Genomic DNA, 12775 nt, shown 5'->3' with positions numbered 1-12775 from the left:
CCGCTCACCACTCGATGCCGCGTTGGCCCTTGCGGCCGGCGTCCATCGGGTGCTTCACCTTGGTCATCTCGGTGACCAGGTCGGCGGCGTCGATCAGAGCCTGCGGGGCGTCGCGGCCGGTGATCACCACGTGCTGATTGCCGGGCCGGTCGCGCAGCGTCTCGACGACCTCGTCCACATCGACCCAGCCCCACTTGAGCGGGTAGGTGAATTCGTCGAGCACGTAGAAGCGATGCTGTTCGGTCTCCAGCCGTCGCCGGATCTCCTTCCAGCCCGCCGCGGCCGCGGCCGCGTGGTCGTCGTCGGAGCCCTGCTTGCGGGTCCAGGACCAGCCCTCGCCCATCTTGTGCCACTCCACCGCGCCGCCCGCGCCGGTGTCGTCGTGCAGCTGCCCGAGGGTGCGGAACGCCGCCTCCTCGCCCACCTTCCACTTCGCGCTCTTCACGAACTGGAACACCGCGATGTCGAAGCCCTGGTTCCACGCCCGCAACGCCATTCCGAACGCGGCCGTCGACTTCCCCTTGCCGGGTCCGGTGTGCACCGCCAGCACGGGCTGGTTGCGCCGCTGCCGGGTGGTCAGACCGTCATCGGGAATGGATTCCGGGAGGGGAACACCCTTCGGCATCGGTGGAGGCTCCTTTCAACGCGGGCTGTTTCATCTTGCCCTCCGCTTCGCTCCGGGCTGTTCGCGGCCCCCGAAGTCTCGTTCTTCCCTCCCTCCGCTCCCCCGCTTCGCTCCTCCGCTCCACTCAGTCCAGAACGAGACGGGCCGCGAACTTTCATGCTGTTCCGCGCGTTCCCACCGTGTCTACGCAGCCCGGCTCGCGCGGACGATGCCTGCGACGGCGTCGCCGGTGAGTTCGCCCAAATGCAGGTAGCCGCCGCGCAATTCGGCCGCGAAGTCGCGAGCCAGGCCGAGGCGGATCATGCCGCGCTCGCAGTCGACGACCATGGCGGTGACTGAGTCGTTGGCGAGCATGCGGGCGGCGGCCCGGGCACGCGGGACGGGATCGACGCCGCCGGTGGCGCGGCCGTCGGTGAGCAGGACCAGCAGGGGGCGGCGGTGGGGGTCGCGGGTGCGTTCGCGGCGGATCAGGCCGCGGGCCTTCAGCAGGCCCTGGGCGAGTGGGGTTTTGCCGCCGGTGCGCAGGTCGGCGAGGCGGCGGACGGCGATGTCGACCGAGGAGGTCGGGGGCAGGACCAGGTCGGCTTCCTGGCCGCGCATGGTGATGACGGCGACCTTGTCGCGGCGCTGGTAGGCGTCGCGGAGCAGAGCCACGACGGCGTTGGTGACGGCGGAGAGGCGGTCGCGGGCGGCCATCGAGCCGGAGGTGTCCACGACGAAGACGACCAGGTTGCCCTCGCGGCCTTCGCGATACGCGCCGCGCAGGTCGTCGGCGGCGAAGGCGAGGGGCCCGGTCAGGCGGCCGCGCTCGAACTGGCGGGGGGCCGCGGCGAAGATGGTGCCCAGCAGGTGCAGACCCGTGGAGGTGTCGTCGGTCGCGCGGACGATGCGGCCCTGGCGGGTGCGGGCGCGGGAGCGGCGGCCGGGGGCGCCTTCACCGACGCCGGGGACCTCCCAGCGCGGTGGCTTGGGCAGGGCGGCGGTGGGGGCGGCGACGCTGCCCTCACGGGCGGGGCGATCGGCCGAGGGGTTGCGGTCGGCGCGGTCATCGGAGGGATTCCGGCCTCCGCCAGGAGGATTCGGGCCGCCGGGGAAATCCGAGCCGCCGTCCGGCGAGTCCGGGCCACCATCCGGTGAGTCCGGGCCGGGATCGTGCGAGTCCGGGCCGTCGGGACGGTCCGCCACGGCCGAGTCGGCGGGCGTCGGGCCCTCGGATGGATTCTGTTCCGCGGCAGGCGAATCGGCGTCACGCCCCGCGCCTTCCGCCGGATCCTGCGGTCCCGCGCCGTTCGGCGGGACCGCCTCACCTTTTCCCAGGCCGTCAGCTCCGTCCTGCTCGGCGCGGGCGGCTTCGTCGGCGGCGTGCCGCATGGCGTCGTCGAGTTGTTCCTCGCTGATGCCGGGTTCGTCGAAGGGGTCGCGGCGGCGGCGGTGCGGCAGCGCGAGTTCGGCGGCGACGCGGACGTCGGACTCGGTGACCTCGGTGGCGCCGCGCCAGGCGGCGTGGGCGGTGGCGGTGCGGGCCACCACCAGGTCGGCGCGCATGCCGTCGACGTCGAAGGCGGCGCACAGGGCGGCGATGCGGCGCAGCTCGACATTGTCGAGGCTGACCTCGGCGAGGTGGTCGCGGGCGGTCAGAATGCGTTCGGCCACCGCGCGATCCGCGCCCGCGTAGCGGTCGGCGAAGGCGGCGGGGTCGGCCTCGTAGTCGAGGCGGCGGCGGACCACGGCCATGCGTGTGTCCACGTCGCGGGAGGCGACGACGTCCACGGTGAGGCCGAAGCGGTCCAGCAGCTGCGGCCGCAGCTCGCCCTCCTCGGGATTCATGGTGCCCACCAACACGAATCGCGCCGGATGGGTGTGCGAGACGCCGTCGCGCTCGATGTGCACCCGGCCCATCGCGGCCGCGTCGAGCAGGACGTCCACCAGGTGGTCGTGCAGCAGATTCACTTCGTCGACGTAGAGCACGCCGTGATGGGCGGCGGCCAGCAGGCCCGGCTTGAACGCCTGCTCCCCGTCCCGCAGCACCCGCTCCAGGTCCAGTGACCCGACAACGCGGTCCTCGGTCGCGCCGACCGGCAGTTCCACCAGCCGCGCGGGCCGCGCGCCGGACTCGTCCACGACCGGGGGCAGCAGCTGCGCGAGCGCGCGCACCACGGTCGACTTGGCGGTGCCCTTCTCCCCGCGCACCAGCACCCCGCCGATGCCGGGATGCACCGCGCACAGGATCAACGCCAGCTGCAGCCGCTCCTGCCCCACCACCGCGGAGAACGGAAACCCGGCCTCGTCACCGGCCGCGCGAACACTCTCGGAGTAAGCCACAGGAACAGACACGCCCCAACTCTATGCGCGCCCACCAGCCGAACCCCCACGACCCCATCCCCGATGCGCCCGCCCGCCCGCCGTTCCGGCGCAGCGCCGATGAAACAGCCGCGCCCGCTGTGGGTTTCACAGCGGGCGCGGGAGGGTGCGGGGCGGGGTCAGCCGCGGCGCATGGGGATGTGCGGGATGCCGTCTTCGATGTACTCCGGGCCGTCGACCTTGAAGCCGTGCTTGGTGTACATGTCGAGCAGGTAGGTCTGGGCGTTCAGGCGGACCGTCGCCGAACCCGCCTCGGCCAGGGCGGCCTGCAGCAGGCGGGTGGTGTAGCCGTGACCGCGCGCCTCCGGGGTGGTGCAGAGCCGGCCGATGCGGAACGACTTCACGCCTTCCTCGTGCTCCTCCATGAGACGGAGGGTGCAGATGGTCTCACCCTCGTCATCGAGCCAGAAGTGACGGGTCTCCGGCAATAGATCGAACCCGTCCAGTTCCGGGTAGGCGCACTTCTGCTCGACGACGAAAACCTCCACGCGAAGTTTCAACAGCTTGTACAGCGTCGCGGTGTCCAGGTCTTGGGACCACGACCGTTTGAGAGCAACCGTTGACATCATCGCGTCTTGCTATCACATCTACGCGTGAGAAGCGATACCCGCGTGCTCCGGCGTGTTGGCGGGATCCAGCTGCAGAGCCTTGGTGGACCAGTCCCACACCTCGCGGAACAGGGCCTGGTTCTCGGAGAGCTTGACGCCCAGCGACGGCACCATTTCCTTCAGTTTCGGCTCCCACGTGGAGAATTCGCGCGGGAAGCACTTCTTCATCACGTCGAGCATGGCGCTCACACAGGTGGACGCGCCCGGCGAGGCGCCGAGCAGACCGGCGATGGTGCCGTCCTCGGCCGCGACGACCGCGGTGCCCAGCTCCAGCACGCCGCCCGCGCCCTTGCGGCGGATGACCTGCACGCGCTGACCGGCGATGATCAGCTCCCAGTCGTCGCCGTCGGCGCGCGGGATGAACTCCTCCATCGAGCCGATCCGGTCGTTCTGCGAGTTGAGCAGTTCACCGACCAGGTAGTTGACCAGGCCCATCTCGGTGACGCCGACGCCCAGCATGGAGAACAGGTTGTTCGGCTTCACCGACTTGATCAGGTCGGTCAGCTTGCCGTCCTTGAGGAACTTCGGCGTCCAGCCGGCGTAGGGACCGAACAGCAGGCCCTTCTCACCGTTGATGACGCGAGTGTCCAAGTGCGGCACCGACATCGGCGGCGCGCCGACCGAGGCCTGGCCGTACACCTTGGCCTCGTGCTGGGCCACCAGCGCCGGGTTGGTGCACCGCAGGAACAGACCCGACACCGGGAAGCCGCCGAATCCGCGGATCTCCTTGATGCCCGACTTCTGCAGCAGCGGCAGCGCACCGCCGCCCGCGCCCACGAACACGAACTTGGCGTTGATGACGCGCACCTTGTTGCTGCGCAGGTTGCGCACCTTCACCAGCCAGGAGCCGTCGGACTGCTTGGTCAGGTTGACCACCTCGTGGCCGAACGCGATGTCCGCGCCGGACGCGCCCAGGTAGGCCAGCAGCTCCTTGGTGAGCTCACCGAAATCGATGTCGGTGCCGTAGTCGGTCCAGTTCAGGCCGACCGGGTCGGAGAAGTCACGACCCTTGGACATCAGCGGTAGTCGCCGCGCGAACTCGTCGGCGTCGTCGATGAACTCCATGCCTTCGAACAGCGGATGCCGCGACAGCGCCTCGTGACGCTTGCGCAGGTATTCGACGCCGTCCTTGCCGTGGGTGAAGCTCACGTGCGGGATGGGGTTGATGAAGTTCGACGGGTTGGCCAGCACGCCGTTCTCGACCGAGTAGGACCAGAACTGGCGCGAGACCTGGAAGCGCTCGTTGATGTCGATGGCCTTGGCGATCTCCACCGAGCCGTCGGCGTTCTGCGGCGTGTAGTTCAGCTCGCACAGGGCCGAGTGGCCGGTGCCCGCGTTGTTCCAGGGGTCGCTGCTCTCGGCGGCCGCGGCTTCGAGGCGCTCGAAGACGGTGATCGACCAATCCGGCTGCACCTGACGAAGAAGGGCACCGAGGGTGGCACTCATGATGCCGGCACCGATGAGTACTACATCGGTCTTTTCAATCGTGGCAGCGTTCGACACGGCGGGGATCGACTTCCTTGTCTTTTTTGGGTCACCAGGTGGGGGTTAGGTTACCCGTCGTTCACTTGGACTCAATTCTGCCCCTGACCATTCCCGAATCCCGCTTCGAAATCCCCGAATGTGAGAGATCCCTCCCAAATAGACATCTCCGCACCGCGGTCTATGTTGAGCGGGTGACCCGCGAAACGTCCTCCACCACGTCTTCGACCACCGCCTGGCAGCCCGACGTCCTGGGCGCCGACTACCAGCAGCTCACCCTCGCCCTGGGCCCCGACCCCGACGGCGAGGGCGACGCCGTCGCCACCCTGGTCCGCTACACCCCCGACGGCATCCCGGCACCCACCCGTGCGGTGCTCTACGTGCACGGCTTCACCGACTACTTCTTCCAGGAGCATCTGGCCCAGCACCTGGCCGCGCAAGGGTTCGCCTTCTACGCGCTGGACCTGCGTAAATGCGGGCGCTCGCGCCGCGCCGGGCAGACCCCGCACTATGTCAGCGACCTGGAGCTCTACGACGAGGAGCTGAACCGCTCGCTCGAGGTCGTCCGCACCGAGACCGGACTGCCGGTGGTGATCATGGCGCATTCCACCGGCGGCCTGGTGACCTCGCTGTGGCTGAACCGGCTGGAGACGGCGGGCGGTGTGCGCGCCCAGGGCATCACCGGCCTGATGCTCAACAGCCCGTGGTTCGACCTGCAGGGCCCCGGCTACTACCGCTCGGTGGGCACGCCGCTCTTGGAGGGCCTGGGCCGGTTGCGGGCCTTCGCCAAGCTGCCGCTGGGCGTGGCCACCACCTACGGCGACAGCCTGCACCACACCCAGTCCGGTGAGTGGGACTACAACCTGGACTGGAAACCGTTGAGCGGCTTCCCCGTTCACGCGGGCTGGCTGCGGGCCATCCGCCGCGGGCACCTGCGGCTGCACAAGGGCCTCGACATCGGGGTGCCCGCGCTGATCCTGCGGTCGAAGGTCACCAAGTTCATGCGCAATTACGGGCCCGCCGCCGACGTGTCGGACGTGGTGCTGGACGTGCGCCAGATCCAGCGCTGGTCGGGCTGCCTGGGTACGCGCACCAATATCGTGCCGATCGAGGGCGCGCGGCACGACGTGTTCCTGTCGTCGGAGACGCCGCGCGACACGGCCCTGCGGGAACTCGACTCCTGGCTGAAATGGCTCGCCGAGTCACCAGAAGCTGGTGCGTAGCACGACCTCGGTGGCCAGTTCGTGGCCCGCTTCGGCGGCCACGGCGGTGACATCCATGGGGACCAGCCGGAATTCGCCGTAGACGAACCGGGCCGAGCCCTCGGCCACCTCGCGCGGGAAGGGCTTGGTGGCCAGCAGGGTGGTGGGGATCTCCACCGGCGGGCAGGAGGCGTCGCGGACGGTGCCGTCCACACCGGGCACCGCCGGGTGGCCGCCACCGGCCACGATGAGGCTCATGAAATGGCTGAACTGGCGGGCGGCCAGTTCCCAGGCCAGGTCCGCGCCCGCGCCGATACCGACCAGGTTGACGTACGGGACCTTCAGCTGGCCCAGGATGTCGACCACGGTCGCGGCGTCGAGGCCGTCGATCGACTCGATGGCAATGGTGTGCAGGTCCGAGGTCTGCAGGCGTTCGCAGACCTGGTCGTAAACATCGGCCGGATCACCCGCATCGGGGAGCAGCAGGACGTGGTGCCGGGTGTCGGGCCCGCCGACTCGCACCGCCCACTCGCGGTCACCGACCGTGATCCGCCGTGATTCCATGGTCGATCACGCTACAGGAGGGGTGTGGAGGCCGATCGCCAGTCGGTCGGTTTGCCGTGATCGGGGTCACTTTCCCACGGTCAGGGTCGGGAGATCCGGGGGTGCGCCCGCGTCGATCAGACGCTCGAGCGCGTCCGGATCGAGGTGCTTCTCCATCAGATCCGCGAGCAGGTCGAGCTGGGACGCGCGCACCTCGTCGACCGAGACATCCTCGGCGACAACGAAATCGGCGCGTCCCGCGCGCTGGGCGACCTCGCGCAGCCAGGCCCGGCGAAACTCGTCCGCCGCCAGGGCGCCGTGCAGGTGCGTGCCCCACACCGATTCGCGCACACTGCCTTCCGGCGTGCCGTCGAGCTCGAACCAGGGCCGGTCGGCGGTGCGGGTGACACGGCCGTGGTGGATCTCATAGCCGTGCACGGGGAGATCGGCGTCACCGGCGTGATCCAGGACCCGGCCGCCGGAGCGGCGCAGCACCTTCGGATCCGCGAACTCGATGTCGAGGTCCAGCAGGCCCAGGCCCGCGACGGTCCCCGCGTCGGACTCGACGCGGTCGACGATGGTGCGGGCCAGCATCTGGTAGCCGCCGCAGATGCCGAGAATGGGGCCGCCCGCGGCCGCGCGGGCGGTGAGCGCGTCGGCGATTCCGGTGCGGCGCAACCACTCCAGGTCGCTGACGGTGGATTTGCTGCCGGGGATCACCACCAGGTCGGTCCCGGCGAGGCGGGACGGGTCGCTGACCCAGCGCACCGAGACGCCGGGCTCGCAGGCGAGGGCCTCGACGTCGGTGGAGTTGGAGATGCGCGGCAGGCGGATGGCGGCCACGGTCAGCCAGTCGCGGCCCAGCGGCGGCCGGGAGCGGCCCACCGGGGCGTCGGCGACGGTGCCGAGGGAGTCCTCGGCGTCGATCCACAGGTCCTCGGCGAAGGGGATGACACCGAGCGTGGGGCGGCCGGTGAGTGCGGTGAGCTGATCCAGGCCGGGCCGCAGCAGATCCACATCGCCGCGGAATTTATTGATGATGAATCCCGAGATCAGTTGCTGGTCTTCGGGTTCCAGAATCGCGACGGTGCCGAACAGATGGGCCAGCACGCCACCGCGATCGATGTCGCCGACCACCACGACCGGAAGATCGGCGGCGCGCGCCAATCCCATATTCGCGAGATCGGTTGCCCGCAAATTGATCTCGGCGGGGGAACCCGCGCCCTCACAGATCACCACATCGAATTCATCGCGCAGCGAAGCCAATTCCTCGGCGACGACGGTTCGCAGTTCCCGCCGATGCCGGAAATAGTCCTTGGCCCCGACGGTGTCGACGGCCTTGCCCCGCACCACGAGCTGCGACCGCCGATCACTGCCCGGCTTGAGCAGGATCGGATTGAACCGCACGCTGGGTTCGAGCCCGCAGGCCCGCGCCTGCAGGGCCTGCGCCCGCCCGATCTCCCCGCCGTCGAGGGTGACGACGGAGTTGTTGGACATGTTCTGCGCCTTGAACGGCGCGACCCGCACCCCGCGCCGCGCCAGCATCCGGCAAAGTCCGGCCACCACAACGCTTTTGCCCGCGTCGGAGGTGGTTCCGGCGACCAGCAGCGCACCCTTCACTCGCGCCGACTCACCGCGTGCTGTACTCCGCCCGCGGGCGGTAGACGTAGTGGTCGCGGCCGCTGCTGGTGTAGGCGTCGCGGTTGTCGTAATCGCCGCGGGTGTCGGCGACGACGTCCCGGTTCTCGGCGTCGTCCACCGGCCGACCGGCGGAGAGCTCGACGTGGCGGCGCATGGTGGCGCGCAGGGCGCCCAGACCCTCGTCGCGAGGGTTCGGGGGGAGGACACGGGAGGGCTTGCGGCGAGGGCCGCGGGAGCCGATGCCGCGCGTGGTGACGCCCCGCTGGGGCATGGCGATTTTCACGGCAGCGTCAGGATCTCTGCGCCCTCGTCGGTGACGACGAGTGTGTGCTCGAACTGGGCGGTCCACTTGCGGTCCTTGGTGACCACGGTCCAGCCGTCGTCCCAGATCTCGTAGTCGATACCGCCCAGATTGATCATGGGCTCGATGGTGAAGGTCATGCCCGGCTCGATGACCGACTCCACGGCCGGCTGGTCGTAGTGCAGGATGACCAGGCCGGAGTGGAAGGTGGGGCCGACGCCGTGGCCGGTGAAGTCACGGACCACACCGTAACCGAAGCGGTTGGCGTAGGCCTCGATGACGCGGCCGATCACATTGAGCGCGCGCCCCGGCTTGACCGCCTTGATGGCCCGCTTGGTGGCCTCCTCGGTGCGCTCGACCAGCAGGCGCACCTCCTCGTCCACGTCACCGGCGAGGAAGGTCTTGTTGGTGTCGCCGTGCACGCCGTGGATGTAGGCGGTGACGTCGATATTGACGATGTCACCGTCCTCGATCACGGTCGAGTCGGGGATGCCGTGGCAGATGACCTCGTTCAGCGAGGTGCAGCAGGACTTGGGAAATCCCTTGTAGCCCAGGGTCGACGGGTACGCGCCGTGGTCGAGCATGTACTCGTGGGCGATCCGGTCGAGCTCGTCGGTGGTGACGCCCGGCGCGACGGCCTTGCCCGCCTCTTCCAGGGCCTGCGCGGCGATCTTGCCCGCGATCCGCATCTTGTCGATGGTCTCCGCGGTCTGCACCCAGGGTTCGCGGCCTTCGTTGACCGTCTTCTTCCAGACGTACTCCGGCCGTTCGATGTTCTTGGGGACCTCGCGAATGGGCGACTGCGTGCCGGGTGCGAGGGGCTTGCGGGTGCGCACAGACATGGGTACCAGACTATCTGCCGGTCCGAATGGTGGGATTCCCAGGTCCGGGGCACGCGGGAATTCTTCCGGACCACGGTCCGTTTATCCTGTCGGTTGACTTGGCAACAAAACTCGAGAAGGGCAACGGCCGTGGAACTGGGACTGACGACATTCGCCGAAACGCATCCCGTCGGCGGCGACGGGCCGGTGCCGACCGCGGGCGAACGCCTGCGGCAGGTGGTCGAGGAGGCCGTGGCCACCGAGCGGGCCGGGCTGCACGTGTACGGCGTCGGCGAGCATCACCGCGCGGACTTCGCCGCCTCCTCCCCCGCGGTCGTGCTGGCCGCCATCGCCTCGCGGACCGAGCGCATCCAGCTCACCAGCGCGGTCACCGTGCTCAGCTCCGCCGACCCGGTCCGCGCCTACCAGGACTTCGCGACCCTGGACGGGTTGTCCAACGGCCGCGCCGAATTGATGGCCGGGCGTGGCTCGTTCATCGAATCGTTCCCGCTGTTCGGCTACGACCTCGCCGACTACGACGAGCTCTTCGAGGAGAAGCTCGCCCTGCTGCTGAAGCTCCGCGAGGACGAACCGGTCACCTGGTCCGGCAAGTTCCGCGCGCCGCTGGACAACGCCATCGTCTATCCGCGCACCGAGAACCGGCCGCTGCCGGTGTGGATCGCCGTCGGCGGCAGCCCCGAATCCGTTGTGCGCGCGGGACTCCTGGGCCTGCCGCTGGCCATCGCCATCATCGGCGGGCAGCCGGCGCGGTTCAAGCCGCTGGTGGACCTGTACCACCGGGCGCTGGCCGAGGGCGGGCACGAGCCGCAGCCGGTGGCGGTGCACGCGCACGGCTACATCGCCGACACCGACAAGCAGGCGGTGGAGGACTTCTACGGGTCCTACGCGCGGGCCATGACCGGCATCGGGCGTGAGCGCGGCTGGGGTCCGATGACCCGGCAGCAGTTCGACGCGCTGCGGTCGCAGAGCGGGTCGCTGTTCGTGGGCACGCCCGACTACGTCGCCGAGAAGATCGCCGACGTGCGCGACACCCTCGGACTGGATCGGTTCATGCTGCACACCAGCGTCGGCACGCTGCCGCACGAGAAGGTGCTGCACAGCATCGAGCTGCTGGGTGCGAAAGTGGCCCCGCAGCTGGGCTGATCGCGCGCTCAGTAGTCGGTGAGCTTGGCCTGGAAGGCGATCCGGTCGCCGCGGTACAGCGAGCGCACGCGTTCGATCGGCACGCCTTCCCCGTCCACGCTGCGGCGGTGCAGCAGCAGCATGGGCAGGGCCGTCGTGCATTCCAGCAGGGCGGCCTCGCGCGGGGAGGCCAGCACCGTCTCGATGCGCTCGGTGGCGACCGCGTACACCACGCCCATACCGCGGGTGGCGACGTACAGCGAGGTCTGCGGGTCGTAGAACTCGCGCAGGACGGCGAAGCGGTGCAACGGCATCCAGGTGCTCTCCAGGCCGATGCGTTCCCCGTCGGCGAGCAGGATGCGTTCCAGGTGCATGACCGGGGTGCCCGGTTTCACGGCCAGATCGTGGGCGGTGTCGGGGTCGGCGGGGATGTCGGACCAGTCGACGAGCAGACGGCCCGGTTTGCGGCCGAACTTGATCGCGCCCTCGGTGTAGGAGCGCAAGGACAAGGGCTGCACCATCTTCGGGCGCGAGACCACGGTGCCGCGGCCCTGACGGCGAATCCGCCCCTCCACCAGCAGTTCCCGCACCGCCTGGCGCACGGTCTCGCGGGCGACGCCGCAGCGCAGCGCGAGTTCGCGCTCGGACGGCACCGGGTCGCCCTCGGAGAGCTCACCGAGCAGCGCCTCCAACTCGGCGCGCACCCGATACGACTTGGGCACGCGCCCGGCGGACGCGGAATCGGTTGCCGCGCTGGATGTTCCGGCCGCCGGTCGGCCCGGCCCCGCCTGGTCTTCCACCCCGGCGGCCTCCCTCGTCTCCATGCCCCCAGCGTACACAAGATTGGTCTATACCAATTATTAACCTACCGTTTCCACACGAAACACCCGTAGGTCTAGACCATTGCCCACGATGACAACCATGCGATTGGTCATCATCGGCGGAGGGATCCTCGGTACCGCCCACGCTCTCGCCGCCATCGGGCGCGGCCACGAAGTAGTCCACCTCGAACGCGAGGTGGAGGCGCGCGGGGCGACCGTGCGCAACTTCGGTCTGGTGTGGGTCTCGGGACGCAGCGCCAGCGAACTGGAACTCACACTGCGATCCCGGCAGCTGTGGGAGGAGATCGGCGGCAAGGTGCCGGGCGTGGGCTTCCGGCCCGCGGGCTCCATCACCCTGGTCCGCAGCGAGAACGAGCTCGCGGTCGCCGAGGCCGCCGTGGCGAACCCCTCGGCCGCCGAACGCGGCTTCGAACTGCTCGACCCGGAGCGGGTGCGCGCGCTCAACCCCGCGTTGCGCGGCAAATTCCTCGCGGGCCTGCACTGTTCGACCGATGCCGCCGTGGAGTCCCGGCAGGCGCTGCCCGCGCTGCGCCGCTACATGGAGGCGAGCGGGCGCTACAGCTTCTTCGCCGGCACCGAGGCCCGCACCGTCACCGGCACCACCGTGATCGACGACCGCGGCCGCCGTCACGAGGGCGACCTGGTGCTGGTCTGCCCGGGCGCGGCGCACACCGGCCTGACCCGCGAACTGGTCGGCGATATCCCGGTGCGCCGGGTGCGGCTGCAGATGATGCAGACCGCTCCCCTGGGCGAACCGCTCACCACCGCCATCGCCGACGGCGACAGCTTCCGCTACTACCCGGCCTTCGCCGGGCCGGAACTGGACCGGCTCAATCGCGAAGAGGCGCAGCCGTTCACGGCCGCCCAGCACAAGATGCAGCTGCTGGCCGTGCAGCGCCTGCACGGCGGGCTCACCATCGGCGACACCCACGAATACGACGAGCCGTTCACCTTCGACGTGGACGAGGCCCCCTACGAGCACCTCACCGGCGTGATGGAGGAGCTGCTGGGCCGCAAGCTGCCGCCGATCGTGCGGCGCTGGGCGGGCGTGTACAGCCAGTCCATCGATCCGGGCACCATCGTCACCCGCGCGCAGGCCGCGGACGGCGTCTGGGTCATCACCGGTCCGGGTGGGCGCGGCATGACGCTGGGCCCCGCGCTCGGCGAACAGACCGCCGACCTGCTCGAGCTCTGAACGAACCTCAC

General features: G+C 69.7%; 12 protein-coding genes. 3 read left to right on the top strand and 9 right to left on the bottom strand.

Features of this window, described 5'->3' with window-relative positions:
* Positions 1-4: 4 nt before the first annotated feature.
* From cobO to mqo, 4 genes are all read right to left on the bottom strand, one after another.
* A complete protein-coding gene (cobO, locus tag ACWEOI_RS26535; RefSeq protein ID WP_379276565.1) occupies positions 5-625 on the bottom strand; it encodes a cob(I)yrinic acid a,c-diamide adenosyltransferase in 621 nt (206 codons plus the stop codon).
* Positions 626-808: 183 nt separating this feature from the next.
* Complete coding sequence (locus ACWEOI_RS26530) at positions 809-2959, bottom strand: magnesium chelatase subunit D family protein (RefSeq protein WP_452361343.1); 2151 nt, start codon at positions 2957-2959, stop codon at positions 809-811.
* Positions 2960-3105: 146 nt separating this feature from the next.
* Positions 3106-3555, bottom strand: a complete 450-nt coding sequence (locus tag ACWEOI_RS26525) for a GNAT family N-acetyltransferase (RefSeq protein ID WP_433672074.1) — start codon at positions 3553-3555, stop codon at positions 3106-3108.
* Positions 3556-3573: 18 nt separating this feature from the next.
* Positions 3574-5097: a malate dehydrogenase (quinone) gene (gene mqo / locus ACWEOI_RS26520; RefSeq protein WP_452361342.1), complete on the bottom strand. Its 1524-nt coding sequence runs from the start codon at positions 5095-5097 to the stop codon at positions 3574-3576.
* 173 nt (positions 5098-5270) lie between these two features.
* Between mqo and ACWEOI_RS26515 the strand changes: the two genes are divergently transcribed.
* Positions 5271-6299 carry an alpha/beta hydrolase gene (locus tag ACWEOI_RS26515; RefSeq protein WP_452361341.1) on the top strand — a complete coding sequence of 343 codons (1029 nt, stop codon included), beginning with the start codon at positions 5271-5273 and terminating at the stop codon, positions 6297-6299.
* Here the strand turns inward: ACWEOI_RS26515 and ACWEOI_RS26510 are convergent.
* The 4 genes from ACWEOI_RS26510 to map form a co-directional block, all read right to left on the bottom strand.
* Positions 6279-6842: an alpha/beta fold hydrolase gene (locus ACWEOI_RS26510; RefSeq protein WP_433672071.1), complete on the bottom strand. Its 564-nt coding sequence runs from the start codon at positions 6840-6842 to the stop codon at positions 6279-6281. The two genes, ACWEOI_RS26515 and ACWEOI_RS26510, sit on opposite strands and share 21 nt — an antisense overlap.
* 66 nt (positions 6843-6908) lie before the next feature.
* Positions 6909-8441 carry a cobyric acid synthase gene (locus tag ACWEOI_RS26505; protein WP_433672070.1) on the bottom strand — a complete coding sequence of 511 codons (1533 nt, stop codon included), beginning with the start codon at positions 8439-8441 and terminating at the stop codon, positions 6909-6911.
* Between the two features lie 10 nt (positions 8442-8451).
* The gene (locus tag ACWEOI_RS26500; RefSeq protein ID WP_433672069.1) at positions 8452-8745 is read right to left on the bottom strand and encodes a hypothetical protein; all 294 of its coding nucleotides are present in this window, start codon (positions 8743-8745) and stop codon (positions 8452-8454) included.
* Complete coding sequence (gene map, locus ACWEOI_RS26495) at positions 8742-9605, bottom strand: type I methionyl aminopeptidase (RefSeq protein ID WP_379101984.1); 864 nt, start codon at positions 9603-9605, stop codon at positions 8742-8744. The genes ACWEOI_RS26500 and map overlap by 4 nt, the downstream gene beginning before the upstream one ends.
* Before the next feature lie 129 nt (positions 9606-9734).
* Here map and ACWEOI_RS26490 point away from each other — a divergent pair, with 129 nt between their 5' ends.
* Positions 9735-10748, top strand: a complete 1014-nt coding sequence (locus tag ACWEOI_RS26490) for an Atu2307/SP_0267 family LLM class monooxygenase (protein WP_433672068.1) — start codon at positions 9735-9737, stop codon at positions 10746-10748.
* 8 nt (positions 10749-10756) lie between these two features.
* Here ACWEOI_RS26490 and ACWEOI_RS26485 read toward each other — a convergent pair whose 3' ends face one another.
* On the bottom strand, positions 10757-11551 hold the full coding sequence (locus ACWEOI_RS26485; RefSeq protein ID WP_452361340.1) for a GntR family transcriptional regulator: 795 nt from the start codon (positions 11549-11551) through the stop codon (positions 10757-10759).
* A gap of 97 nt (positions 11552-11648) precedes the next feature.
* On the opposite strand from ACWEOI_RS26485, the gene ACWEOI_RS26480 reads away from it, so the two are divergent.
* A complete protein-coding gene (locus ACWEOI_RS26480; protein ID WP_452361339.1) occupies positions 11649-12764 on the top strand; it encodes a TIGR03364 family FAD-dependent oxidoreductase in 1116 nt (371 codons plus the stop codon).
* Positions 12765-12775: the final 11 nt, after the last annotated feature.

This window comes from Nocardia sp. NPDC004340 (assembly GCF_053602575.1).
Note: the sequence above shows the minus strand (reverse complement) of the source record. Positions and strands in the feature narration are given on the sequence as shown.